We start from the raw sequence: 26,152 nt of genomic DNA, 5'->3' as shown, positions 1-26,152 counted from the left end.
TTTTCATGCGGCTGTCCAAAGCAGGCATAATGCGCCACCTGCAATAGCTCATTGCCTGCTCTGGATCGACCATTGACCTTGCCACCTGAAATTCCTGTCACGACGTCTGTGCGCCCTTCGGCTTGCCCGGGGTTACTGCGCATTGTCCAGGCGATGGATGGCGGTATCTGTCGGGTCAAGCTGGACGGTGGTTCGATAACGGCTGCACAGGCGCGTGCGGTGGCCGATGTTAGCCAGCGCTATGCCAGTGGTGTGATCGAGGCGACTAACCGGGGCAACCTGCAAATTCGAGGGGTTGGCCCGCAGCATGCTGCGCTGATCGGTCCCTTGCTGGACGCAGGGCTGGGGCCCGCCACGGCTGCCAGCGATGATGTGCGCAACCTGATGCTCAGCTCCACGGCAGGTATCGACCGTGATCTGTTGATAGATACCTGGCCTCTGGCGCGTCAGGTCCTCGACAGCCTGCAAAGTACGGCGCGTTTTGCCGAGTTGTCCGCCAAGTTCGCCGTGCAACTGGACGGCGGCGAAGCGCTGGCGATGCTTGAGCATCATCATGACCTTTGGTTGTCTGCCGTTGACCTAAATGGCCAGACGCTACTGGCCTTTGGTCTTGCGGGCTGCCCGGCACACGATCCGGCCCTGGCTGGCGTGCCCGTCGAGCACGGGCATGCAGTGGTGCTGGCGGTACTTACGCTGTTCCTCGACCTGGCCCGCCCCGAGCACATTCGCATGCGCCACCTGCTCAAGGAGTTGCCGGTCGAGGCGTTTATGGCGCAGTTGGCACAGCGCCTGCCGGTACCGCTCATTGCGCTTTCGAGCTGGCGGCGGGAGCCCGGCGCGGCGTCCTTGCACATCGGCACGTACCCGCAGCGCGATACGGACCGGGTCTATATCGGCGCCGCTCCACCGCTGGGTCGGCTGAGTGCGGGCATGCTTGAGGGGTTGGCGCATCTGGCCCGGGAGTATGGCGATGGCACGCTGCGGTTTACCCCGTGGCAAAGTGTGTTGCTGCCCAATGTACGGGCTGCAGACGCGTCGACCGTCACGCGGCAGCTACACGCCTTGGGGTTGTGCTGTGACGTGGGCAACCCGTTGGCCCACTTGATCGCCTGCACCGGCTCCAGCGCCTGCGCCAAAGGCCTGGCCGACACCAAGCAGGACGCCCGCCAACTGGCCGCGAACCTGTCGCAACCGCTGAGTATTCATTTGACCGGATGCCTGCGCTCTTGCGCGGCAGCCCATGTCGCGCCGGTCACATTGCTGGCCGTGGCGCCCGGTCATTACGACCTTTATTTACGTGCCCCAGAGCAGCCGGGATTCGGTGTTCTGCGTGAGCGCAACCTTACTATTGAAGCGGCAGGCGCCTGGCTTGAGGCCCGCCAACGGAGCAACACCGATGATTGATTACATCCGCGATGGTCAAGAGATCTATCGCAACTCGTTCGCCATTATTCGTGCCGAGGCCAACCTGGACAGCATCCCGGCGGATCTGGAAAAACTCGCGGTTCGGGTGATTCATGCCTGCGGCATGGTCGACGCCATTGAAGACCTGCGCTTTTCTCCGGGTGCAGGCAAGGCCGGGCGCGATGCACTGGCCGCTGGCGCTGCAATTTTGTGCGATGCGCGCATGGTCTCCGAAGGCGTCACCCGTACCCGCTTGCCGGCTAACAACCCGGTGATCTGCACCCTGCGTGAAGAAGGCGTGCCAGAGCTGGCGCTGGAGAAGGGCAACACCCGTTCGGCCGTGGCCCTTGAGCTGTGGCGCCCGTACCTGGAAGGCAGCGTTGTGGTGATCGGCAACGCGCCCACTGCACTGTTTTACCTGCTGGAAATGATCGACGCCGGAGCACCGAAACCGGCGCTGATCCTGGGCTTCCCGGTGGGGTTTGTTGGCGCGGCTGAGTCCAAGGCCATGCTGGCGGCAGACAGCCGCGGCGTGCCGTTTGTGATCATGCAAGGCCGTCGTGGCGGCAGCGCAATGGCCGCCGCCGCGGTCAATGCACTGGCGACGGAGATCGAATGATGACGCAACCAGGACGTTTGATCGGTCTGGGCGTTGGCCCTGGCGACCCGGAGCTGATTACCGTTAAAGCCTTGCGCCTGCTGCGTGAGTCGCCGGTGGTGGCGTACTTCGTTGCCAAAGGCAAAAAGGGCAATGCCTTCGGCATCATCGAAGCCCACCTGCAAGCTGAGCAAACCCAGATGCCGCTGGTGTATCCAGTGACCACTGAAGTGTTGCCCGAGCCGTTGTCGTACGAGCAAGTGATCAGCGATTTCTATGATCAGGCTGCCGTCGAAGTGGCCGTGCATCTGGACGCCGGTCGCGATGTGGCGGTGATCTGCGAGGGCGACCCGTTCTTCTATGGCTCCTACATGTACCTGCATGACCGTCTGGCCCAGCGTTTTGAAGCGCAGGTAGTGCCGGGCGTGTGCTCGATGCTGGGTGGCGCTTCGGTGCTGGGCGTGCCGCTGGTGTATCGCAATCAGAGCCTGTCGGTGCTTTCGGGCGTGCTGCCCCACGACGAACTCAAGTCGCGCCTGGCGGTTGCCGATGCAGCGGTGATCATGAAACTGGGCCGCAACTTTCATAAGGTGCGTGAAGTGCTGGGTGAACTGGGGCTGGCCGAGCGTGCGCTGTATGTCGAGCGCGCGACCATGAGCAATCAGAAAATCGTCCCGCTCAACGAAGTGGAACCGATGTCTTCGCCGTATTTCTCGCTGATTATCGTGCCCGGCGAACGGTGGCAAGGATGAGTCGTCCAGCGCCAGCCATTGTCATTCTGGGTAATGGCAGCCTGAGCACCGCGCAGCGTATTCAACAGTGCTACCCCGAGGCGCTTATTTACGGCCTGACGGGGCGGGTTGAAGGTGCTGATCGCGGCTACAGCGATTTTGGCGCCACCCTGCGTGAGCTGTATCAACAGAACACACCGATTATTGCGCTGTGCGCGGCGGGGATTGTGATCCGCACGCTGGCGCCACTGTTGTTGGAAAAGGGCGCCGAGCCGCCGGTACTGGCCGTGGCCGAAGACGCCAGTGCGGTGGTGCCGCTGCTGGGCGGGTTGGGTGGCGTGAATGATCTGGCCCGAAACATCGCTGCCGGGCTGGGCATTGCCCCTGCGATCACCACCAGTGGTGAATTGCGTTTTGGTACCTGCCTGCTCAATCCTCCACAGGGTTATGCGTTGGGTGATCTGGAGTTGGGCAAGCGTTTTGTCTCTGACCTGCTGGCGGGCGAATCGGTACGTATTGAAGGCGATGCCCCGTGGCTGGCCAGCGCGCAGTTGCCTGAAAGTCAGCAGGCGCGTCTGGCCATTCATATCGGCAGTGCCGAGCGTGAGCCGGCCGCTGACGAACTGCTGATCTATCCCCGTAATGTGCTGGTGAAAGTGGCTGCTGAAGTGTCGCCACAGGCCATTCGCGAGGCCTTGCATGACGCGAAGCTGGCGTGGCAATCACTGGCGTGCATCGTCGCCGACGAAACCTTGATGGCCAGCGCGTCGTTGCGTGAAACAGCCCTCGAACTGGCGGTGCCCCTGCGCTTTGTCAGCGCGGGTGAGCCGGTAGTGCCTGCTGTCTGGCGCGAGATGGGTAATGACATGTCCCTGGGCGTTGCCCCCGCGCCATTGGACCCGTTGCAGCTGGGTCGGGCCCGTGGCCGTCTGGCCGTGATCGGCCTGGGCCCTGGCGCTGCCGAGCTGATGGTACCTGCGGTCAAGGCCGAGTTGGCGCGTGCCAATGACGTGCTGGGGTATGAGACGTATGTGCGCATGGCCGGACCGTTTCGCGACGATCAGGTGATGCATTGCACCGACAACCGCGAAGAAATGCAGCGCGCCCGCCATGCGTTTGAGCTGGCGGCACAGGGTCGTTCGGTGGTGGTGGTGTCTTCGGGGGATCCGGGGGTGTTTGCCATGGCGGCGGCCGTGCTTGAGGCCTTGCACGAGTCCACGGACCCGCAGTGGCACAGCGTTGACCTGGAGATGTTGCCGGGGGTGTCGGCCTCGCTGGCAACGGCGGCACAGGCGGGAGCACCGTTGGGGCATGACTTCTGCGTGATGTCGCTGTCCGACAACCTCAAGCCGTGGAGCATCATTGAAAAGCGACTGGATCTGGCGAGCGAAGCGGACCTGGCCCTGGCGTTCTATAACCCGATCTCCCGTTCCCGTCCGTGGCAGTTGGGCGTGGCGCTGGAAATCGTCAGGCGTCATCGTACGCCTCAAACGCCGGTGGTGTTGGGCCGTGATATCGGCCGTCCGGGCCAGACCCTGCGTGTGACCACGCTGGGCGAGTTGACGCCGGATCAGGTGGATATGCGCACGATGGTGCTGGTGGGGTCGTCGACCACCTGCACGTTCCCGCGGGTCGATGGTACGCAGTGGGTGTACACGCCGCGCTGGTATGGCGAAAAGCCCTGAGCCCCGTGGGAGCGAGCCTGCTCGCGAAATGGTCTTGAACCGCTTCGCGAGCAGGCTCGCTCCCACAGTCACTGTGTGTTTTCAGGGGAATTCCGGTGAAGATGATCTCCCACCGTCCGGTGTGTTTCAGGGGATCATGTAGCCCCGGATCCCGGTGAAGATGATCTGGGCCGCCAGGGCGCAGACAAACAGGCCCATCAAACGGCTGACGATCTGCAGCCCTTGTTCGCCCAGTATCCGTTCGATTCGGTTGGAGAGGTAAAGCACCACGCCAACCGTCAGGCTCGCCAGCGCAATACTGGTGATCGCCATCAGCTTGTCGTCCCAATGGGGCTGGCTGACGCCCATGACCAGCAACGCACCAATGGTGCCGGGGCCAACGGTCAGCGGAATGGTCAGCGGAACAATGGTCACGTCCTGCTGCACGTTGTCGGTCTGGACGGCAGACTTGCCTTGGGCCATGCCCAGCGCCGAGATAAACAGCACGCTGCCCGCGCCGATACGGAAGGCGTCGACGGTAATGCCGAACACATTGAAGATCGCGCGTCCAAACAGGTACAGCAGTACGCTGGAGATCAGCGTTGCCAGGGCCACTTTCCAGGCCAGGCGGCGGCGTTCCTTGTTTGAGTAACCCCGGGTCAGGCTGATAAAGCACGACAGCACGAAAAACGGGCTGTAGAGCACCAGCATCTTCAAATACACACTGAACAGCATATGAAGCATGGTCTTGGCTCATATCGAAGGAGGGGCGCCGGAAAGTCTATCAGGGGTTCGGCTGTGTGTTAGGACAGTTGTGTCGAGGATTGACGCAACTCACGTTGTTCGACCCAAAACTCCACCAGTTCTCGCAGTTGCGACAGTTCCACGGGTTTGGACATATGCCCGTCCATGCCGGCCTGTCGGGCGCGCTCCTTGTGCTCTGTGAGGATGTGTGCGGTCAGCGCGACCACCGGGGTGCGTACACGCTGATGGCTGACCTCCCAGGCGCGCAATTGCTCCGTGGCTGAAAATCCGTCCAGCACGGGCATTTCACAGTCCATCAGGACCAGATCGTACTGCTGGGTTTTCATCGCCTTCAGGGCTTCTTCACCATTGCAGGCAGTGTCCGGGTGCAGGTTGAGCTTGCCCAGCATGCCGCGAATGACCTTGGTCGAGATGTTGTTGTCTTCAGCCACCAGGATGCGGAAGTCACTGGGTACTGAAACAGGTACGGCGGCCGGGCCGTTGGCGGTGGTGTGTGCGGCGGCATGACCCTTGTTGCGTTGGGTCAGCTCATCGGCCAGGGTGGTCTTGAGGGTGTAACCGGCCACAGGCTTGGCGAGGATGCGTTTGATCCCGCAGTTACGCGCAATGATCTTGCTCGGTGCGTTGCTGATGCCCGTGAGCATGACGAGCAGGATGTCGTGGTTGAGGCTGGGGTCTTCCTTGATTTTGGCGGCCAGTTGCATGCCGGTCATGCCGGGCATGTTCTGGTCCAGCAGCACGATGTCGAAGTAGTCACGCAAGTGCGCCTTGGTGCGCAGCAAGGCCAGGGCTTCCTTGCCCGACGCCGCCGCACTGACATTCAAGCCCCAGGCGGAGCATTGCTGCACCAGTACTTTGCGGCAGGTGTCATTGTCGTCAACCACCAGCACCCGTGCGCCCTTGAGCGGGCTGTCCAGGTCGCAGGTCTGGCGTTCAAGGTGCTGCGGGTCCAGGGGCAGTGTCAGCCACAGGTTGCTACCGATGGTTTGCCCGGGTTTTATGCCGAATTCGCCGCCCATCAACATGATCAGCTGGCGAGCGATAACCAGCCCCAAATGGCCACCCAGGCGGGTCGCGGCGAGGAAGTTCTTGCTGTGCAACTCGGCATGCAACAGGGCGTCACGCTCCTGTTCATCCATAGGCTGCCCGGAATCCTGAATGGCAATGCGCAGTCGCGGCGGACCATTGCGTTCCTCCAGTGCCACAACGATGAGGATCTCGCCCTCGTCAGTCTTTTTCAGGGAGCTTTCGAGCAGGCTCAGCAGGGTTTGGCGCAGGCGCGTGGGGTCACCGCTGATGACCCGTGGCACTTGTGGCTGGATGAAGCTGATGAGCTCGACGTTCTGCTGTTCGGCCTTGGTGCGAAAAATACTCAGGCAGTCTTCGATCAGGGCATTGAGATCGAATTGCACGTCATCGAGCTCGATTTGCCCCGATTCGAGTTTGGAAATATCGAGAATTTCGTTAATCAGTGTCAGCAGTTCGTTGCCCGCACTGTGGATGGTCTGGACGTAGTCCCGCTGCTTGACCGACAGCGGCGTGCCGAGCAGTAGCTCGGTCATGCCCAGAACACCGTTCATGGGGGTGCGGATTTCATGGCTGATCTTGGCCAGAAACTCGGCCTTGGCGTTCACTTCGGCATTACTGGCGGCCAACTCGCGGCTGATGCTGAACTGAGCCTGGGTGATGCTGCGATTACGCTCGCTCAGGGCGATGCTCATCAGTAACCCGCTGATGCAAATGATCGCCATCAGCGCCAGGACCAGCTCTTGCGGCGCGATGAGGGTCAAACCCAGCAACGCGGGGAGAATCACCAGGGTGCCGATATTGAAAATCACCATCCCTATGACAAACATGCGCGCAGGCCGGTAACCTTTTTGCCAGTGGTAAATCGAAACCACCAGGATGCTGATGCTTGCCAGACCGACCAGGCCGTAGGTAATGAGGTTGAGCGGCAGATTGTCGATAAACAGCAGTAACAGGCCACCGAGGCAGATGATCAGGATGTCCAGCAGTAGCAGTTTGTGCAGGCGATGCGCGCCACGGGTAGAGAAAAAGCTGTAGGTGAACATCAGCCCGCATGGCGCGGTCAGCAGCAAGGTCAGGTAGGCGCCGGGGGTTTGTATGCCGTGCCACTCCGGGAGCCAGGGATCCAGCAGGTTCAGGAACAGCGCGGAGCTGGCCATGAGCAGAATTTCACAGATGGCCAGCCATAAGCTGCTGGGTGAGCGGCTGAAGGCAAAGCGAACAAGGTTGTGCAGCAACAGCATCGCCATGCAGCCCAGCAGCAAACCATATAGCAAGGGCTTGGTCTGGTTGGCAGCCAGCATGACGGCAGTGTCGAGGGTAATGTGGGGACGCAACTGGTGGTCAGAGACCATGCGCAGGTAGACATCCAGGGGTTTGGAGCTTTGGGGCAGGGGCAGCAGGTAGTCGCTGCTGGGCACAGGTTTGCTGTTGAGGGGCAATGCCGTGCCGGTGTTGGTTTCGCTGATCAGTTTTTGATCATCGAAGACATACATGTCGAGGTTCGCCAGATCGGGGGCGAACACTCGCAGGACCTGCTCATGTTTTTCGGGTTGCAGGTGCACCCGCAGCCACAAGGCTTCGCCGGGTTCTGCAGCGATGATTCGATCGAGTTCGACAGGGCCGAACTGACTGGATAAACGGGGTGAGCGTACGTCGCTCAGTTGCAGGGTTGCCTGTGGGTCTGGCAATACAGACCAACTGGTCCCTGATGCCGCCTGCACAGGCATCATGCAGAGCACAGAGGCCAGCAACGTGACGGTAAAAGCTATGGCGATCCTGAGCCAGCGCACGGCGAAATCCCTTCGTAAAGTGAAGCCAGATGATAACTATGCGCGGGCCTGGAATAGTTAGGCAAGGGCTGATAGCCCCTGCCTATCCATGTAGATTGCTTATTCCTGGTCGTCACCGCGTTCGCGTGCAATGGCTCGGTAGCCAATATCGTTACGGTAGAAACAACCTTCCCACTCGATGGCCTTGGCCAGCTCGTAGGCCTTGTGTTGTGCCGCTTCAACGGTGTCGCCCATTGCAGTTGCGCACAGTACGCGCCCGCCCGAGGTTACGACTTCACCTGCTTCGTTAAGTGCCGTACCTGCATGGAAAACCTTGCCTTCCAGCTTGGCCGCGGCATCCAGGCCGTGAATGACCGTGCCCTTGGCGTAATCGCCAGGGTAGCCACCGGCAGCCAGGACGATACCCAGGCTTGGGCGCGGATCCCATTGTGCTTCAACCTTGTCCAGCGCCTGGGCCAGTGCGGCTTCAACCAGCAGTACCAGGCTCGATTGCAGGCGCAGCATCACCGGTTGGGTTTCCGGGTCGCCGAAGCGGCAGTTGAACTCGATGACTTTCGGGTTGCCGGCTTTGTCGATCATCAGGCCTGCGTACAGGAAACCGGTGTAGACATTGCCTTCTTCAGCCATGCCGCGCACGGTTGGCCAGATCACCAGATCCATCACGCGCTGGTGAACCTCAGCGGTCACGACAGGAGCAGGGGAGTAAGCGCCCATACCGCCGGTGTTCGGGCCGGTGTCGCCATCGCCAACACGTTTGTGGTCCTGGCTGGTGGCCATTGGCAGAACGTTCTTGCCGTCGACCATCACGATAAAGCTGGCTTCTTCGCCGTCCAGGAACTCTTCGATCACAACGCGTGAACCGGCTTCGCCAAACGCGTTGCCCGCGAGCATGTCGCGTACGGCGTCTTCGGCTTCGGTCAGGGTCATGGCGACGATCACGCCTTTACCTGCGGCCAGGCCGTCGGCCTTGATCACGATCGGTGCGCCGACTTTCTGCAGGTAAGCCAGAGCCGGTTCGATTTCTGTGAAGTTCTGGTAGTCGGCAGTCGGGATCTTGTGACGAGCCAGGAAGTCCTTGGTGAACGCCTTGGAGCCTTCCAGCTGAGCAGCACCGGCGGTCGGGCCGAAGCAGTCCAGGCCACGGGCGCGGAACAGATCCACAACGCCGGCTACCAGGGGCACTTCCGGGCCAACGATGGTCAGGGAGACGTTCTTCTCAGCAAAATCCGCAAGCTGCTCAAGGGCCAGCACGTCGATGGCGACGTTCTCGCATTTGGCTTCAATGGCGGTGCCGGCGTTGCCCGGAGCAACGAAAACTTTAGCGACACGTGGGTCCTGAGCTACTTTCCAGGCCAGTGCGTGTTCGCGGCCACCGCTGCCAATGATCAAAACATTCATTTCAAAAACCTCGGATGACGCTGAATTCTGGTGAGCACCGCAACCTGAACCGGTAGTCGCTGCCTTAGGCTGCGAAGGGTTGCGAAGCAACCCGTTACCTCAAGTTCCCTGTGCATCCTATCGCAGCCTTCGGCAGCGACTACAGGGTTGCGGTGCGCTCAAAAGTGATTAGTGACGGAAGTGGCGCATACCGGTGAACACCATGGCAATACCGGCTTCGTCTGCTGCTGCAATCACTTCGTTGTCGCGCATCGAACCGCCTGGCTGGATCACCGCAGTGATACCGGCCTTGGCCGCGTTGTCGATGCCGTCACGGAACGGGAAGAACGCGTCCGATGCCATGACGGCGCCCTGTACTTGCAGGCCGGCGTGTTCCGCCTTGATCGCGGCAATACGGGCCGAGTTGACGCGGCTCATCTGGCCCGCGCCGACACCGATGGTCTGACGGCCCTTGGCGTAGACGATGGCATTGGACTTCACGTACTTGGCTACTTTCCAGGCGAAGATCAGGTCGTTGATCTCTTGCTCGGTCGGTGCGCGCTTGGTCACGACTTTCAGGTCTTCGCTACCGATCATTTCGATATCACGGCTTTGAACCAGCAGGCCGCCGTTGACGCGTTTGAAGTCCCAGGCCGGGGCGCGGTCTTCGCTCCACTGGCCGCAGGCCAGCAGGCGCACGTTGGCTTTGGCCGCGACGATGGCGCGGGCTTCCTCGCTCACGGACGGGGCGATGATCACTTCAACGAACTGACGCTCAACAATGGCCTTGGCCGTTTCGGCGTCCAGTTCACGGTTGAAGGCGATGATGCCGCCGAAAGCCGATTCGGTATCCGTGGCGTAAGCCAGTTCGTAGGCCTGGCGGATGCCGCCTTCAGCGTCCGGGCTTACGGCAACACCGCACGGGTTGGCGTGCTTGACGATCACGCAAGCTGGTTTGACGAAGCTTTTTACGCATTCCAGCGCGGCGTCGGTGTCGGCCACGTTGTTGAATGACAGTTCTTTGCCTTGCAGCTGGGTAGCCGTCGCGATGCTGACTTCGGCCGGCTTGGCTTCAACGTAGAACGCCGCTTTCTGGTGCGGGTTCTCGCCGTAGCGCATTTCCTGGGCCTTGATGAACTGGCTGTTGAAGGTGCGCGGGAACAGGCCGCGGTCTTCGGTGCTCAATGTCTCGGCGGCCTGGTTCACGGTACCCAGGTAGTTGGCGATCATGCCGTCGTAGGCAGCGGTGTGTTCAAACGCCTTGAGCATCAGGTCGAAACGCTGTGCGTAGGTCAGGCCACCGGCCTTGAGGTTTTCCAGAACGCTGGCGTAATCGCTGGCATTGACCACGATGGCTACGTCTTTGTGGTTTTTTGCAGCCGAACGGACCATGGTCGGGCCGCCGATGTCGATGTTTTCGATGGCGGTCGGCAGGTCGCAGCCTGGCTTGGAGATGGTGGCTTCGAACGGGTAGAGGTTAACGGCTACCAGGTCTATCGGCTTGATGCCGTGCTCGCTCATGATGTCGTCGTCGATGCCGCGACGGCCCAGAATGCCACCGTGGATTTTCGGGTGCAGGGTCTTGACCCGACCGTCCATCATTTCTGCAAAGCCGGTGTAATCAGCCACTTCAACGGCGGCTACGCCGTTGTCTTGCAGCAGCTTGAACGTACCGCCAGTGGACAGGATCTCGACGCCGAGGGCTTCCAGTTCACGGGCGAAATCAAGGATTCCGGTTTTGTCGGAAACGCTGATTAGAGCGCGGCGGATCGGCAGGCGGGTAGTCTGATCGGTCATCTCGATTTCCATCAAAAGCAAAGGAGTCAGCAAAAAAGGCGACCTGTTTTATCAGGGCGCCTTTCAGGTTTGATTGAATGCTTACAGCAGATCGTACTGTTTGAGCTTTTTGCGCAAGGTGCCGCGATTGAGGCCCAGCAGCTCGGAGGCCTTGGTCTGGTTGCCCTTGACGTAGTTCATGACGCACTCGAGAAGGGGAGCCTCGACTTCGGAAAGTACCAGGTTGTAGACGTCCGTGACTTCAGCGCCCTCCAGGTGGGCGAAATAATTGTGCAGCGCCTTTTCGACACTCCCGCGAAGGGTCTGGCCCTCTTCGCTCGGTGTATTGAGGTGCTGTTTCAAGTTGACGTTGTCGCTCACGGGCGTTGTTCCACTCACTAATGTCTCGGTCATCATCGTCATGCGGCCACCCATCCTTCGTCCCCTGTCACCAGGCTCTTGTGTCGTTCGGCGAAAAACGCCTGAACGTTGGCGCATTGTGCTTCCGTATCTTCTAAACGATTGAAGTGGGCGCGAAACTCCTTGGCGCCCGGCAAGGTTGCCAGATACCAGCCAACATGCTTGCGGGCGATGCGTACGCCCAGTACCTCCCCATAGAAGGTATGCAATGCAGTCAGATGCTCTAGCAGAATACGTTCCACTTCGCTCAATTCCGGTGCCGGCAACAGTTGCCCGGTACGCAGAAAGTGATCAACTTCGCGGAAAATCCAGGGCCGCCCTTGAGCCGCCCTGCCTATCAATAGTCCGTCAGCCCCGGTCGCGTTCAGCACGTGCAGGGCCTTGTGGGGTGAATCGATGTCGCCGTTGGCAAAGACCGGTATCGACACCGCCTGCTTGATGGCGGCAATGGTGTCGTACTCGGCTTCGCCGGTGTACAGGTCGGCACGGGTTCTACCGTGCACCGCCAGAGCGGTAATGCCGGCTTGTTCGGCGATCTTTGCCACCGTAATGCCGTTCTTGTTGTCCCGGTCCCAGCCGGTACGAATCTTCAGGGTAACCGGTACATCAACCGCAGCCACGACGGCCTGCAGGATCTCGTTTACCAATGCTTCGTCTTTTAGCAACGCGGAGCCGGCGGCCTTGTTGCAGACCTTTTTTGCCGGGCAACCCATGTTGATATCAATAATCTGTGCGCCCAGTTCCACATTGGCCCTGGCGGCGTCTGCCAGCATTTGCGCATCACCGCCGGCGATCTGTACCGAGCGGGGCTCGGGATCACCGTCGTGAATCATGCGCAGGCGCGATTTACGACTGTTCCAGAGACTCATGTCACTGGTGACCATTTCCGAAACAACCAGGCCTGCACCCATCCGTCGACAAAGCTGACGAAAGGGCTGGTCGGTGACGCCCGCCATAGGGGCGAGAATCAAACCGTTGTGCAATGTATATGGGCCGATGCGTACCGCCGACATAGGACTTCCCTGTTGTGGGGCCGGATCTTGGGAGTTCGAAAAAGGGTTGGCATGATACCCGCTCTCGATGACTGGTTAAAGACGCAATTGGATGAATTTTGAACAATTAGCCGCAAGACACAAACCGCAAGCGGCAAGTGGAGGCTGAACAGCCCCGCACTTGCCGCTTGCGGTTTGTCACTCAAAGCGTAGCGCGGTTATTCGGGAGAGTGAAAACTCAGGCTGTAGTTCACGGCCTTGGGACCCGGGTCGAGGATGTCCAGGGCAATGTGGATAGGGGTTTGCGGGGGCATTTCGGCTTTGGACAGATCCCCGGTCAGGTATTCGCCGGGTTTAAACCGACGACTGGCTATCATTTTGCCGTTAAGGTCGGCGAAACGCAGTTCGAGCAGTGGAAAGGGCTGGGAGAACGGTGCGCGGTTGTAGAGGATTGCATCCACCACCAGCGCTCCGGTGAACTCCGGATGGCTGCGCACCACCAGGTTGCTGCTTTTGATTCGGTCGATATCGACTTTGGACGGCACCGTGCAGCCGATCTGCGGGCACAGTTGCTGGAAGATCGGGCGGTATTGATCCTGACGTGCCAGCTCGTCGAAGTGGTTGGCAATGTACTGCCCGGCCAATGCCGCCGCGGCCAGCAATACCAGCAAGGTCCAGAGCAGGCGCTTGCCCCAGGGGGTGCGGCGCTTTTGCCAGTCCAGGTGCAGAGGATCGTCGACCAGGTCCATCAACGGATCTTCGCGCATGGCCGGCTCACTGCGCTTGCGCTTGTCTTTGCTGACGGGCGCGGGCTCAGGGAGCTCGTCGTCATCGTCATCGGTCGCCGACAGGCGCTCGCCCGGCAGCGGTGGCTCCAGGTCGTCGTCCAGTGAAAGCTGGAGCGGTGGTGTGTCGTCCGGTTCGTCGAGATCGAGTGACAATGACGGCTCTGTGCGCCCTGTCTTGGGGGGCTCGGCTGCTTTCTCGGTTTCTTTGGCGGTGTCGGCGCGGTCTGCAGCGGATTCACTGAACAGACTGTCAGACCATTCGCCTTCTTCAGCGTCAGAGCTTTCGCGACGAGCACTCAGGGCGCTGCTTTTGGGTGTGTGCGGTTGGCCGAAGCTTTTGCTGGGCTGGATTTCTCGCTCTTCGAGCTTGGCCAGTTCTTCGTCCAGATCCAGATGGTCAAGGTCCATGGCGTTTGCCTGCCACGGTGCCGGGCTGGCCGGCAGAGGCGTGGCAGGCGCCTGGACGGGTGCAGGCTCAATCACTTCAGGTGCGGCAACGACGGGCGTCACCAGCGCAGGCGGCTGCTCTGTTTCAGGGCTCTGGTTCAGCAGTTGCTGTGCGGCATTGAACACTTGCAGGCAGGCGCCGCAGCGCACCACTCCGCGAGCCATGCCCAATTGGGCGTGGCTTACGCGAAAGCTGGTTTGGCAATGTGGGCACTGGGTAACGAAGCTATCGTTCATGCGACCATCCGGATTGAGCAGGCGTGCATTCTAGCGCCGACGACCACTGATGCGCACCCAGCCATCGCGATTGGCAATCGGATCCAGATCGAAGTCCTTGGCGTAAGCCGCGGCGACTTCTTCGCCCTGTTCGGCGAGGATGCCCGACAGTGCCAGGCGGCCACCCGGCTTGACCAGGCTCGACAATTGCGGGGCCAGGGACACCAGCGGGCCAGCCAGAATATTGGCAACCACGACATCAGCCTGAACCTGCGGCAGGTCTTCTGGCAGGTACAGCGGGAACAGCTCTTCGGCGACATTGTTGCGACCGGCGTTATCGCGGGAGGCTTCAAGTGCCTGTACGTCGATGTCGGTGCCGATGGCTTCCTTGGCGCCCAGCAGAAGGGCGGCAATGGCCAGGATCCCCGAGCCGCAGCCGAAGTCCAGCACGTTGCAGTCTTTCAGGTCCTGACCGTCGAGCCATTCCAGGCACAGCGCGGTGGTCGGGTGGGTGCCGGTACCGAAAGCCAGGCCCGGATCGAGCAGCAGGTTAACCGCGTCAGGCTCCGGAGCTGCGTGCCAGCTTGGCACGATCCACAGGCGCTGGCCGAAGCGCATCGGGTGGAAGTTGTCCATCCAGCTGCGCTCCCAGTCCTGATCTTCAATGACTTCGGCGTGGTGTTCAGGCAGTGGCGAACCGGTGAGCAGTTCCAGATGGGACAGCACGAGCTCGGCTTCGGTACCGCCTTCGAACAAGGCCAGTAAATGGGTGTGCGACCACAGGGGGGTGGTGTTGAGTTCAGGTTCGAAAATCGGTTGATCTTCGGCGTCCATGAACGTAACCGAAACAGCACCGACTTCGAGGAACGCGTCTTCGTAGGTTTCGGCTTGTTCCGGGCTGATGGCGAGGCGTACTTGCAGCCAAGGCATGGCGGGCACCTTTGAAATATAGGAGTGTGCAGCCGGTCGGGCTGCGAGAAGCGCGCAAGTTTACGCGAGCGGGCTGAGAGGGGGGTAATCAAAAACGATGAAAAGTGATCGCTGCTGGCGTTGTAGATACTCTGTTCCAGGTCAAGCCCCAGTGGGAGCGAGCCTGCTCGCGAATGATCTTCGCGAGCAGGCTCGCTCCCACGCTTGAAGTATCTCTGCCTCGACAGCGACTACAGGTATTGCAAACTCAGAAACAACAAAGCCGCTCGAAAGCGGCTTTGTTGAACGGATTACAAACTTACTTGTTAGCCAGTTTGTGTTCCAGGTAGTGAATGTTGACGCCGCCTTTGCAGAAGCCTTCGTCATTCACCAGATCGCGGTGCAGCGGGATGTTGGTCTTGATCCCGTCAACCACGATTTCGTCCAGTGCATTGCGCATGCGCGCCATGGCTTCGTCACGGGTCGAGCCCCAGGTGATCAGCTTGCCGATCAGGGAGTCGTAGTTGGACGGAACCTTGTAGCCGCTGTACAGGTGCGAATCGACGCGAACGCCGTTGCCGCCCGGAGCGTGGAAGTGCTTGACCATGCCAGGGCTCGGCATGAACGTCGCAGGGTCTTCAGCGTTGATCCGGCACTCCAGCGAGTGACCGTGAATGTTCACGTCAGCCTGGGTGAAGGACAGCTTGTTACCGGCTGCGATGCTCAACATCTCTTTCAGGATGTCGATGCCAGTCACCATCTCGGACACCGGGTGCTCTACTTGCACACGAGTGTTCATCTCGATGAAGTAGAAACGACCGTTTTCGTACAGGAACTCGAAAGTACCCGCGCCACGGTAGTTGATGTCGACACAGGCTTTTACGCAGCGAGCCAGAACTTCAGCGCGTGCGGTTTCGTCGATGCCCGGTGCCGGTGCTTCTTCCAGCACTTTCTGGTGACGACGTTGCAGCGAGCAATCGCGGTCGCCCAGGTGGATCGCGTTACCCTGGCCATCGGAAATGACCTGAACTTCCACGTGACGTGGGTTGGTCAGGTATTTTTCGAGGTAGACCATCGGGTTGCTGAACCAGGCGCCGGCTTCTTCGCGGGTCTGCTTGGCAGCTTCGATCAGGTCTTCTTCACGGTGTACAACGCGCATGCCACGGCCACCGCCGCCGCCTGCAGCCTTGATGATCACCGGGTAGCCGACTTCACGGCCGATGCGCAGTGCGGTTTCTTCGTCTTCAGGCAACGGGCCGTCAGAACCTGGAACCGTAGGTACGCCTGCAGCGATCATGGCGTGCTTGGCCGAAACCTTGTCGCCCATCAGGCGAATGGTGTCGGCTTTCGGGCCGATGAAGGCAAAGCCGGATTTCTCGACTTGCTCGGCGAAATCGGCGTTTTCAGCCAAAAAGCCGTAGCCCGGGTGAATCGCCGTGGCGCCGGTCACTTCAGCGGCCGCGATGATGGCCGGAATGTGCAGGTAAGACAGGTTGGCCGGTGCCGGGCCGATGCAGACGGTTTCGTCTGCCAGACCCAGGTGCATCAGCTCTTTGTCGGCGGTGGAGTACACCGCGACGGTCTTGATCCCCATTTCCTTGCACGCCCGCAGGATGCGCAAAGCAATCTCGCCACGGTTGGCGATCAGGACTTTTTCCAGCTTCTGAGGCTTCAGCATCGTTGGCTCCCCGCGGTTCAAACGATGGTGAACAGCGGTTGGTCGAACTCAACCGGCTGACCGTTTTCTACCAGGATGGATTCGATAACGCCGGCTTTTTCAGCCGTGATGTGGTTCATCATTTTCATCGCTTCAACGATGCAAATGGTGTCGCCAACCTTGACGGTCTGGCCAACTTCAACGAAGGCAGGCGAGGTTGGAGCTGGGGTGCGGTAGAACGTACCGACCATTGGCGACTTGACCACAAAACCGTTCAGTTTTGGTGCAGCAGGCGCTTCGGTCACGGTGGCAACCGGAGCTACAGCGACTGGAGCTGCGGCCGGTGCTTGCTGCATTGGCGCTGGTGCGTAGAACTGTTGAGCAGGAGTCTTGCTGTGACGGCTGATGCGTACGGACTCTTCGCCTTCTTTAATTTCCAGCTCGTCGATGCCGGACTCTTCCAGCAGTTCGATCAGTTTCTTAACTTTACGGATATCCATGAATCGTCAACTCCCAATGGGTCTGTCAGGGGCGTTTAGCTTGTAGTTCAAGCTGTTCCAGGGCGGCCTCCAAGGCCAGTCGATAACCGCTGGCGCCAAGGCCGCAGATCACACCTACCGCAACGTCGGAGAAGTAGGAGTGATGGCGGAAAGGTTCGCGTTTGTGCACGTTAGACAAATGCACTTCGATGAATGGGATGCTCACCGCCATCAGCGCGTCACGTAATGCCACGCTGGTGTGGGTAAAAGCCGCCGGGTTGATCAGAATAAAGTCCACGCCTTCGTTGCGGGCAGCGTGTACGCGGTCGATCAATTCATACTCGGCATTGCTTTGCAGATGGAGCAAATGGTGGCCGGCATCACGGGCTCTCTGTTCCAGATCCTGATTGATTTGCGCCAGGGTAGTTGCGCCGTAGACGCCCGGCTCGCGGGTGCCAAGCAGGTTCAGGTTGGGGCCATGTAGAACCAGAAAAGTCGCCATCTGCTGTTCCTTATTATCTGTGTGCAGTTGTCAGTGCCGGGCGACTATGCCGAAAAGCGGATTCGCTGTCCAGTTAACTGCAATAGCCAGCACGATGACCGATGTTCGCGAAAAGTTTGTGACTGCGGCTCTAGATCTGGTCATTCGCGATAGCGACACGTTCGGCGAAGTCTGCTGCATTGATCTCTCCGATGACCCGCTGGTCACTTTTTTCAGCGCCGTTTTTTCCGAAGAACATCAGCGCAGGCGGGCCGAACAATTTGTACTGATCGAGCAGGGCGCGTTGCTCGGCATTGCTGGCAGTGATATCGAAACGCACCAGTCGATAACCCTTGAGCAGATCGAGTACGCGGGCGTTGTTCAACACTTCGTGCTCGATCACTTTGCAGCTGATACACCAGTCGGCGTACCAGTCCAGCAAGACAGGCTGGCCAGCGGCCTTGGCCTGGGCCAGTGCGCTGTCCAGCTCGGCGGGGGTGCTGACGGTAAGCCATTGGTCGGCCGGTTGTGCGGTAGCGGTTACTGCCGTATTGGCGGCTTGCGAGCGCCCGATAGGGTTGAACGGATCACTTTGGCCGCTCAGGGCGCCGTACCAGCACGCCAGCCCATAGACCAGCAAAAACAGCCCGAGCAACTGGGCCAGACGTTGGCGCGGGGCTTTGTAGACAAACTCCAGCGTACCGAGAAACAGGCCCACGCCCGCTGCCAATGCACCGATCAGAAGCAAGGTCACGGGGCCCGGCAACACGCGGCTGAGCAAACCAATGGCCAGACCGAGCAGCAGTACGCCAATCGCGTTTTTGACATTGACCAGCCATGGCCCACTCTTCGGCAGCCAGGCCGCGCCACCGGTGGCGACCAGCAGCAGTGGCGCGCCCATGCCCAGGCCAAGGGCGAACAGCTTCAAACCACCGCCCAGCGCATCGCCACTGGCACTGATATAGAGCAAGGCGCCGGCCAGCGGTGCGGACACGCAAGGTGACACCAGCAGGCTGGAGACTACGCCCAACACGGCGGCCCCCCAAAGCGAGCCGCCTTGAGTGCGATTGGCCACGCGATCGAGGCGACTGCTGAGGGCTTGCGGCAATTTCAGCTCAAATACGCCAAACATGGCGAGGGCAAAAATCCCGAAGAACAGTGCAAATGGCACCAGCACCCAAACCGATTGCAGACGGGCCTGCAGATTGAGTTGAGCCCCGAACATGCCCATCAGCGCACCCAGCAACGCAAAGCACGCCGCCATCGGCAGCACGTAGGCCAGCGACAGGCTGAAACCGCGCAGGCCACCGACCTGGCCACGCAATACCACGCCCGACAGAATCGGCAGCATCGGTAGCACGCAGGGGGTGAACGTCAGGCCAATGCCCGCGAGGAAAAACAGCGCCAGTTCGCGCCAGCTCCACGACTGTACGGGATGGCCAGTAGCAGGAGCTGCGCTGCCCTCGATGTTCAGGCGCTCGGTTTCAGGCGGGTAGCACAGGCCCTTGTCGGCGCAACCCTGGTAGGTAACCACCAGCGTGAAAGGACGCGAATCGTTGGTTGGGCGAGGGATATCCACATCGAGAATGCCGTGATAGACCTCGACGTTGCCAAAGTACTCATCGTGCTTTGCTTCACCGGGAGGCAGTTGCGCGGTACCCAGGGCGATGTCGGCGGGTTCGGTCTTGAAGGCGAACTTGTGGCGATACAGGTAATAACCTTCGGTGGGCACAAAGCGCAGCTTGATCGACTCGGGTGTGCTGTCGATCAGGTTCAGTTTGAACGCTTCGCGCACCGGCAAGAAATCGCTGCTGTTATTGATTGCACCCAAGGTCGCACTGGGTCGGTTATCCAGCAACCCCGCGCCCAGAGCGGGTACGGCAAACAGCAAGCACAGGAGCAAAAACAGGCGGCGCATAGGAGTCTCGCATATCAAACGTGGGGGCATGATAGCGCGGCCAATAAACCTGTGCTGGTCGTCTGTAGCTGCTGCCTCACCTTCAGCCGAGGGAACCTGCTCGCGATGCACACGACGCGGTTTACCCGTAACGAACGCGGTGATGCCTTCGCGAGCGGGCTCGCTCCCACAGGGGCTTCAGCGCCCACAGAGTTCGAGCCTTGCAGGGATTATTGTGGGAGCGAGCCTGCTCGCGATGCACACGACGCGGTTTACCCGTAACGAACGCGGTGATGCCTTCGCGAGCGGGCTCGCTCCCACAGGGGCTTCAGCGCCCACAGAATTCGAGCCTTGCAGGGATTATTGTGGGAGCGAGCCTGCTCGCGATGCAGGCTCACTCCCACACAGGGGCAGGTGGTTTGGGCTTACACCCGAAACGCCTGCACCGCAGTGTTGAGCTCTGAACCCAGCGCCAGCAGTTGCTGGCTTTGGTCGCGGGCAATGCCGATGCGTTGCAAGTTTTCGTCGCCCAGCACGTGAATGCGTTCGCTATGGTCGCGAATCTCGCTGACGGCGCCGGTCTGTTGTGCCGTGACGTCGGCGATTCGCACGGCAGTGTTTGAGATGGTCGCAATCGCTCCGACAATCTCATCCAGCGCGCCGTCCGCGTCCTGGGCTTGCTGGGCGGTGGCCTGAGCGTGGGTCACTTGTGCGCGTATGCCTTCAACCGATTGGCGGGCGGCCAGTTGCAGCCCGCCAATGAGGATCTGGATTTCGTTGGTCGCGCCCGCCGTGCGTTGCGCCAGGGAGCGGACCTCTTCGGCAACCACCGCGAAGCCTCGGCCCATTTCACCTGCACGGGCAGCCTCGATGGCAGCGTTGAGCGCCAGCAGATTGGTTTGGTCGGCAATGGAACGAATCACGGTCAGCACCCCGCCGATGGTGGCCGATTCTTCGGCAAGGCGTTCGATGGTCTGCGCGTTCCCTTGCACTTCCCCCACCAGCGCGTGCAGCCCGGTCAGGCTTTGGCCGATCACCCGTTGCCCTTGTGCCACGGCCAGCCCGGCGCTGCGGCTGGCATCGGCGGCCTGACTGGCATCGCCCGCTACCTGAGAGATAGTGGCTTCCAGCTCACCCAGGGCGTCGCGGATTTGCGCGGTATCGCCGGCCTGGCGTTGTGCGCCGCTGTGCAAGCCCGTGCTCAGTTCGGCCAGGGTTTGACTGCTGCCTGCGACCTGTTCGGCATTAAGACGCAGGGTACCCACCAGGTTCACCAGGTAGCTGCGCAGTCGGTTGAGTGAGGCTTCGATGTCGCGCAATTCGCGGTTGGTTTTGCCCAGTTGAATGTCGCGGCTGAAGTCGCCCTCGGCCCAGGTCGACAGTAGCGGTGCCAAATACGTCAGTACCCGCGCCAGTTTGCGTTGCAGGGTGTCGATCAGCAGTGCAATCAACAGGATCAGGCCAATCATCAGTCCCTGGATCAGCCGCACTTCGTTCTGGATCTGCCCATGTTCTGCGCGTACCACGGGCTCCAGTTCGGCTATGGCCTGCTGCACGGCGTCGAGTTTTAGATGGGTGGCAGCGCTGAGTTGAGCGCGTTGCTCGATCTGGTTCTGAGTGCGCTTGAGTTCGGCCGGGTAGCGGCTCAACAGGCTGTTGAGTTCGCGCTTGAGGCCAATCCCGGCGTCTTCGGCCTGGGCTGTGGCGGCGGATTCAAGCCCCATCATGGCGGCAAAGTCGTCGGTGCCCGAAGCGCTGTTGCTGCTCACACCGAGCAGGGGCAGGGCGTCGATTTGTCTGGCCTGGCGCTCAATGCCGTCCAGTTCACGCGCCACGTCGCCGGCCAGTTCACTGCGCCCGCTGCTGACCAGTTTGTCGCGGCCAAGAGACAGCTTGGCCAAGTGTTGCGAGGCGCCAAACAACAAAGGCAGATAGGCGCGGGCCTGCGGTGAAGCCCCATCGCTGGCGTACTGACTGAGTTGTTCGAGGCTGGCGCCCAGCTCGCGTTCGGCTTGCAGCAGTAAGGCCTGTGGATCACCGGCCAATTTACCGGCGGCCAGTAATTGCGTGTTGCTGTAGGTGCTCAGGTTTTCAAGGCTGGGGCGCAGCGCATCAGCCAGTGCCGGTGGTAAAGGCTCGAGTTCGGTCTTGAGCGTGTCCAGGGCGCTGTTGGCATCACTCAGGCGCAGGGCATCGCCGCTGGCCAGGTAGTCTTCGATGTTGCGTGCCACTTTATTCTGGAACTGCTGTGAGAGGCTGAGGTAGCGCTCCATCAACAGGAAAGGCCGTTCCAGTGCCTGTTGAGACCACCACAAGGTTGCGCCAAGGGCGAGGCACACGGCGACCAGCAACAGTGTATTGAGGTTGGTTAGCAGCTTCAGGCGCATGTGGAATGTTGCCTACGACACAGTCAGAAGCGGCAGAAGTTATTGCACTTACGTTACAGCGGTATGACGGGAAGCGGGGGTTACGAGCAAATAGTGGCAATTGGCCTTATGTGGGAGAACCGCTGCACTTGATTGCGGCCGCTGTTCTTGGCCCGGTACAGCGCCTCGTCGGCCTGGGAGGCCATCAGCAGGCTGTCGGCCTCGCCCTGCATTTGCACCACGCCGGCGCTGAACGAGCACGACAGATCTGCTGGCTGGGCGGGGTAATGAATCTCGGAAAAGCGTTGTCGAATCTGATTGAGCACCTTGTAGGCCGACTCTTGATCGGTATCGGGCATCACGATCGCAAACTCTTCACCGCCATATCGGCCAATAAAGTCGGTTTTACGCAGGCGTTGCTTGAGAAACAGCGCCAGACTTTTGATCACCCGGTCGCCCATGGGGTGGCCGTAGCCATCGTTGACGTGTTTGAAGTGATCCAGGTCGAGCATTGCAAAACTCAGGGGGCGATTTTCACGGCGTGCGCGAAAGGTGCAGTCTTCGAGCAATTGCAGGATATGGGTGTGGTTATAAAGCCCGGTCAGGCTGTCACGCACCATTCGCGCCTTGAGGTGGCGGGCGCGAGCGGCGCGGTTGCGCACTGTGGTGATCAGATGGCGGGGCTGGATGGGTTTGGTCAGGAAATCATCGCCGCCTTCACTCATGGCATCGAGTTGCTTGTCCATGTCGTCTTCGGCAGACAGGTAAATGATCGGCACACTCACATAACGGTCGTTATGGCGGATGACTTTGGCCAGTTCGGTGCCTGTACAGCTGGGCATATACATATCGAGGATGATCAGGTCCGGCTGAAAGTCTGCAAGCTCGGCCATGGTCTGAATCGGGTCGATCAGGGTGCGGGTGACAATGCCTGCGCCATTGAGCAAGCGTTCGGTGTGCAGCGCCTGTGCTCGGGAGTCGTCAATAATCAGCACTTTGTATGGCTCGTACTGAGCGACACAGGTCAGCACCTCGATTTTTTCCATCAGGCTTGAGGCTTCGAGGGTGCCGGTCATAAACGCTTGCCCGCCTGCGCGCACGGCGGCCAGGCGCGTCGGGGTATCGGTTTCATGCAGGCTGAAAAACAGCAGCGGCAGCTTTTGCTCCAGGCCGACCTGGGCTTCAGCAGCCAGTTCCAGACCCAGGCCCGGACCGCCAAAATCAACGTCCATCACAATGGCGGCCGGATGGCGCTCGGCCATGGCGTGGCGAAAGGCGGTCGGGCTGCTGAACGCTTGTGCCGTAAGCTCGAAAAACTCCAGTTGCCTGGCCAGGCGGTCCGCCCGTTCCAGATCCAGCAGCAGGATATACACCGGCTTGCGCAGCGCAGGCAGGCGGATGTTGACGTCTACATCGCCCTGGCGCAGGCCGGTGCGCGACAGACGCTGCATCAAACGGTTGAGCTCAGTGATGAGCTGGCTGCTCAGGCGGCTCTGATTGGCGGCCATGTCTTGCAGCGCAACGTTGATCGCCCGGGCCAGCTCGGTGTGCTCCGGCTGTTCAAAGCGTTTGGCAAACCGCAGCAGGCGCAAGTTGGCGTCGTCGAGTTCAGCCAGGCTGGTAGGCGACCATTCATTGGCTTGTAAACGTTGCCAGAGCTCAAGGATCTGGCGTGCCTGATGCGTGACCCGCTGGGCAAAGTGATTTTTCAGGCGTTCGCGACTGGGGTCTTCTTGCTCTGTCATATCCTGGCTGCTGGTTAGGGAGCATGCTGAAATTGAATAGTGGCTCTATGCTAGCAGCTCGTTTCAAATGTTCGAGTTTCTCCTTGAAATTAACTCACGGGCAGCCATTTTGCCCATCGTCTGCGTGCTTGTTCTATAGTGCCGGGCGTAAATGGCCCCTGCGTTACGGCAGGAAGCCTGGCCTGGATTTAAAACCGTGCCCCCAAGGCACGATGGGTTAGGGTTGTGGTCGAACCGTTGAATCAAGCATATGAAAGGACATAGCCATGCTGGACTGGAAAAAACGTGAGGGCAGTGCCCGCGAGTCGGTCAAAGAGACGAAAACACAGTCGCGTGGCTATTTCAAAAGCATTCTGCTGAGCCGCTCGATCGCGGTCCTGGTGGCGATTTTTATCGTGGTGAACCTGGGCGTGGGCTGGTACTGGAGCCAGGAACCGGACCTGTTCCCTGTGCAGCAAAACGCCCAGATGGCGGCCGAGAAAGAAGGCAAGCAGATGGTGCCGGGCTTTACCACCGTCGAAACCCTCAAGACCGTGGCCGGTACATTGCTCAGCAAATCGGGTGGTTACCTGTCCAATGACCGTCTTCCACCGGGCATTTTTCTGGACAACATCCCAAGCTGGGAATACGGCGTTCTGGTGCAAGTGCGCGACCTGACCCGAGCCTTGCGTAAAGACTTCGCCCGCTCGCAGTCGCAATCGGCGGAAGACGCGGACCTGGCCAAGGCTGAGCCGCGCTTCAACTTCGACAACAAGAGCTGGATGTTGCCGTCCAGCGAGTCTGAATATCAGGAAGGTATTAACTCCCTGAGCCGCTATCAGGCGCGTCTGTCTGACCCTAATCAGAAAAACGCACTGTTCTATGCCCGCGCCGATAACCTGAATAACTGGCTGGGCGATGTGGGCACGCGGTTGGGTTCGTTGTCGCAACGCCTGTCGGCCAGTGTCGGGCGGGTAAAGCTTAATAGCGCCTTGAAGACTGAGTCCTTGCAACCTGGCCAGGTGCCGGTGGTTGACGAAGAAGTGGTCGAAACACCGTGGATGCAGATCGATAACGTGTTCTACGAAGCACGTGGCCAAGCCTGGGCCTTGTCGCACTTGCTGCGGGCCATTGAAGTGGACTTCGCCGATGTGCTGGCCAAGAAGAACGCTACGGTGAGTGTGCGTCAGATCATCCGCGAGCTGGAAGCGGCTCAAGAGCCGGTATGGAGCCCAATGATCCTGAACGGCAGCGGCTATGGCGTTCTGGCTAACCACTCGCTGGTCATGGCCAACTACATTTCCCGCGCCAACGCGGCGGTCATGGACCTTCGTCAATTGCTGTCGCAAGGCTAAGCGATGGTTATTTCAGCTTTGGAGGCCGCACACCGTGCGGCCTCTGATGTCGAGCAAGTTGCCTGGGTCGATCGTGATGATCGTTTGCTGGGCGCACTGCCGCGCCACGAATTGCGAGAACGCGGCCTGATCGGGCGCGGAACCTTCATCCTATTATTCAACTCTGCCGGCGAGCTGTGTGTGCATCAGCGCACCCTCAGCAAAGCGCTTTACCCGGGTTTTTGGGACGTGGCGGCGGGTGGAATGGTCGGCCTGGATGAAACTTATGCCGAGTCGGCGGCCCGTGAGCTGGCCGAGGAGCTGGGAGTCAGTGGTGTAACGCTGACGGCCCATGAGCGGTTTTACTTTGAAGGCCCGCAAAACCATCTGTGGTGCGCGGTGTTTTCGGCCGTGTGGGACGGCCCCTTGCAGGTTCAACCCGAAGAAGTTCAGCAGGCCTGCTTCATGCCTGTGGACGAGGCGCTGCGCTTGAGTACGCAACAGGACTACTGCCCTGATTCACTGGATGCACTCAAACGTTATCTGGCTCAGATCAACACGCTGTAGATCGCTGCACAGCTGCCCTGGTGGGAGCGAGCCTGCTCGCGAATGCTGTTCGCGAGCAGGCTCGCTCCCACGGTTGAAGGTCATGTGGCCCTTGCGATGACTTTTGCGCCGATTGGCTATTGGGCAGCAGCGATTTTGTCGTTACACTGCGCGACCTTTTTCAGGCTCAGGCGGTTTACCCGCCTGAGTTGCGCTGCCCCTGCCAGAGTGGGGCTTCGCGGTCGGTATCCCTTGGCGCAACAGCGCCATGCACCGGCCAATTATTTGTCCTCCGAATGAGGATTGCCGGTGGCCAAAAAAGCCGCATCCTTCGCCGCCCTTGGTGGCCTGGTATTTTCCACCGACGCAGGTCGTCACTGTCCGGACTGTCGCCAGCCGGTGGACGCCTGTACCTGCAAACAAACCCTGATCCCCGAAGGTGATGGCATTGCCCGCGTGCGTCGCGAAAGCAAAGGCCGTGGCGGCAAGACGGTGACGACCATCACCGGTGTGCCGCTGGCTGAAGACGCGCTCAAGGAACTGGCCACGACGTTGAAAAAACGCTGTGGCACGGGTGGTGCCTTGAAAGACGGCATCATCGAAATCCAGGGCGATCACGTCGAGCTGTTGCTTGGCGAGTTGATCAAGCACGGGTTCAAAGCCAAGAAATCCGGCGGCTAGCAGCCTCTGTGAAAACCACCGCATAGCCGATCTGACGCCCCTGAGGGCTGGCCAGATCGTGCTCGCCATGGTTTTCACAGA

At 60.1% G+C, this 26,152-nt stretch carries 21 protein-coding genes; 7 read left to right on the top strand and 14 right to left on the bottom strand.

Features of this window, described 5'->3' with window-relative positions; all coding sequences use genetic code 11:
• Positions 1-72 precede the first annotated feature (72 nt).
• From cobG to cobJ, 4 genes are read left to right on the top strand one after another with little or no spacing between them, the layout of a single operon-like run.
• Positions 73-1,404 (top strand): precorrin-3B synthase, encoded by a 1,332-nt coding sequence (cobG, locus tag TU76_RS17320; RefSeq protein WP_276617945.1) that lies wholly within the window; start codon positions 73-75, stop codon positions 1,402-1,404.
• The gene (locus tag TU76_RS17315) at positions 1,397-2,023 is read left to right on the top strand and encodes a precorrin-8X methylmutase (protein ID WP_046810051.1); all 627 of its coding nucleotides are present in this window, start codon (positions 1,397-1,399) and stop codon (positions 2,021-2,023) included. The genes cobG and TU76_RS17315 overlap by 8 nt, the downstream gene beginning before the upstream one ends.
• Entirely contained in the window at positions 2,020-2,754 is a 735-nt protein-coding gene (locus TU76_RS17310; protein WP_173667384.1) for a precorrin-2 C(20)-methyltransferase, read from the top strand. Before TU76_RS17315 ends, TU76_RS17310 begins: the two co-directional genes overlap by 4 nt.
• Positions 2,751-4,418: a precorrin-3B C(17)-methyltransferase gene (gene cobJ / locus TU76_RS17305; protein ID WP_048352201.1), complete on the top strand. Its 1,668-nt coding sequence runs from the start codon at positions 2,751-2,753 to the stop codon at positions 4,416-4,418. The genes TU76_RS17310 and cobJ overlap by 4 nt, the downstream gene beginning before the upstream one ends.
• A gap of 126 nt (positions 4,419-4,544) precedes the next feature.
• Here cobJ and TU76_RS17300 read toward each other — a convergent pair whose 3' ends face one another.
• From TU76_RS17300 to TU76_RS17235, 14 genes are all read right to left on the bottom strand, one after another.
• Positions 4,545-5,141 (bottom strand): MarC family protein, encoded by a 597-nt coding sequence (locus TU76_RS17300; protein WP_019826862.1) that lies wholly within the window; start codon positions 5,139-5,141, stop codon positions 4,545-4,547.
• A gap of 59 nt (positions 5,142-5,200) precedes the next feature.
• Positions 5,201-7,981, bottom strand: coding sequence for a hybrid sensor histidine kinase/response regulator (locus tag TU76_RS17295; RefSeq protein WP_048352200.1), 2,781 nt, complete (start codon positions 7,979-7,981; stop codon positions 5,201-5,203).
• A 99-nt stretch (positions 7,982-8,080) separates the two neighbouring features.
• Positions 8,081-9,379 carry a phosphoribosylamine--glycine ligase gene (gene purD, locus TU76_RS17290; RefSeq protein ID WP_019826866.1) on the bottom strand — a complete coding sequence of 433 codons (1,299 nt, stop codon included), beginning with the start codon at positions 9,377-9,379 and terminating at the stop codon, positions 8,081-8,083.
• A 168-nt stretch (positions 9,380-9,547) separates the two neighbouring features.
• The gene (gene purH / locus TU76_RS17285) at positions 9,548-11,155 is read right to left on the bottom strand and encodes a bifunctional phosphoribosylaminoimidazolecarboxamide formyltransferase/IMP cyclohydrolase (protein WP_019826868.1); all 1,608 of its coding nucleotides are present in this window, start codon (positions 11,153-11,155) and stop codon (positions 9,548-9,550) included.
• An 81-nt stretch (positions 11,156-11,236) separates the two neighbouring features.
• Positions 11,237-11,557, bottom strand: coding sequence for a DNA-binding transcriptional regulator Fis (gene fis / locus TU76_RS17280; protein ID WP_003439210.1), 321 nt, complete (start codon positions 11,555-11,557; stop codon positions 11,237-11,239).
• A complete protein-coding gene (gene dusB, locus TU76_RS17275; RefSeq protein ID WP_019826870.1) occupies positions 11,554-12,567 on the bottom strand; it encodes a tRNA dihydrouridine synthase DusB in 1,014 nt (337 codons plus the stop codon). Before dusB ends, fis begins: the two co-directional genes overlap by 4 nt.
• A gap of 197 nt (positions 12,568-12,764) precedes the next feature.
• Positions 12,765-14,018 carry a DUF3426 domain-containing protein gene (locus tag TU76_RS17270; protein WP_048352199.1) on the bottom strand — a complete coding sequence of 418 codons (1,254 nt, stop codon included), beginning with the start codon at positions 14,016-14,018 and terminating at the stop codon, positions 12,765-12,767.
• A 30-nt stretch (positions 14,019-14,048) separates the two neighbouring features.
• Positions 14,049-14,927 carry a 50S ribosomal protein L11 methyltransferase gene (gene prmA / locus TU76_RS17265; RefSeq protein ID WP_019826873.1) on the bottom strand — a complete coding sequence of 293 codons (879 nt, stop codon included), beginning with the start codon at positions 14,925-14,927 and terminating at the stop codon, positions 14,049-14,051.
• Between the two features lie 298 nt (positions 14,928-15,225).
• Complete coding sequence (gene accC, locus TU76_RS17260; protein ID WP_046810401.1) at positions 15,226-16,584, bottom strand: acetyl-CoA carboxylase biotin carboxylase subunit; 1,359 nt, start codon at positions 16,582-16,584, stop codon at positions 15,226-15,228.
• Between the two features lie 17 nt (positions 16,585-16,601).
• Positions 16,602-17,063 (bottom strand): acetyl-CoA carboxylase biotin carboxyl carrier protein, encoded by a 462-nt coding sequence (gene accB, locus TU76_RS17255; protein WP_019826877.1) that lies wholly within the window; start codon positions 17,061-17,063, stop codon positions 16,602-16,604.
• Positions 17,064-17,088: 25 nt separating this feature from the next.
• Positions 17,089-17,544: a type II 3-dehydroquinate dehydratase gene (gene aroQ, locus TU76_RS17250; protein ID WP_019826878.1), complete on the bottom strand. Its 456-nt coding sequence runs from the start codon at positions 17,542-17,544 to the stop codon at positions 17,089-17,091.
• Positions 17,545-17,674: 130 nt separating this feature from the next.
• Positions 17,675-19,441 (bottom strand): protein-disulfide reductase DsbD, encoded by a 1,767-nt coding sequence (locus TU76_RS17245; RefSeq protein WP_048352198.1) that lies wholly within the window; start codon positions 19,439-19,441, stop codon positions 17,675-17,677.
• A gap of 404 nt (positions 19,442-19,845) precedes the next feature.
• The gene (locus tag TU76_RS25895) at positions 19,846-20,889 is read right to left on the bottom strand and encodes a methyl-accepting chemotaxis protein (RefSeq protein WP_403212524.1); all 1,044 of its coding nucleotides are present in this window, start codon (positions 20,887-20,889) and stop codon (positions 19,846-19,848) included.
• Between the two features lie 998 nt (positions 20,890-21,887).
• Positions 21,888-23,531 carry a response regulator gene (locus TU76_RS17235; RefSeq protein WP_048352196.1) on the bottom strand — a complete coding sequence of 548 codons (1,644 nt, stop codon included), beginning with the start codon at positions 23,529-23,531 and terminating at the stop codon, positions 21,888-21,890.
• Positions 23,532-23,797: 266 nt separating this feature from the next.
• On the opposite strand from TU76_RS17235, the gene TU76_RS17230 reads away from it, so the two are divergent.
• The 3 genes from TU76_RS17230 (at position 23,798) to TU76_RS17220 (ending at position 26,071) form a co-directional block, all read left to right on the top strand.
• Positions 23,798-24,865 carry a DUF2333 family protein gene (locus TU76_RS17230; RefSeq protein WP_019825851.1) on the top strand — a complete coding sequence of 356 codons (1,068 nt, stop codon included), beginning with the start codon at positions 23,798-23,800 and terminating at the stop codon, positions 24,863-24,865.
• 3 nt (positions 24,866-24,868) lie between these two features.
• The gene (locus TU76_RS17225) at positions 24,869-25,411 is read left to right on the top strand and encodes an NUDIX hydrolase (RefSeq protein WP_048352195.1); all 543 of its coding nucleotides are present in this window, start codon (positions 24,869-24,871) and stop codon (positions 25,409-25,411) included.
• A gap of 288 nt (positions 25,412-25,699) precedes the next feature.
• Positions 25,700-26,071: a translation initiation factor Sui1 gene (locus tag TU76_RS17220; RefSeq protein ID WP_019825846.1), complete on the top strand. Its 372-nt coding sequence runs from the start codon at positions 25,700-25,702 to the stop codon at positions 26,069-26,071.
• Positions 26,072-26,152: the final 81 nt, after the last annotated feature.

Source organism: Pseudomonas psychrophila (genome assembly GCF_001043005.1).
Classification (GTDB): Bacteria; Pseudomonadota; Gammaproteobacteria; order Pseudomonadales; family Pseudomonadaceae; genus Aquipseudomonas; species Aquipseudomonas psychrophila.
This window is presented reverse-complemented; position numbering and strand designations above follow the sequence as displayed.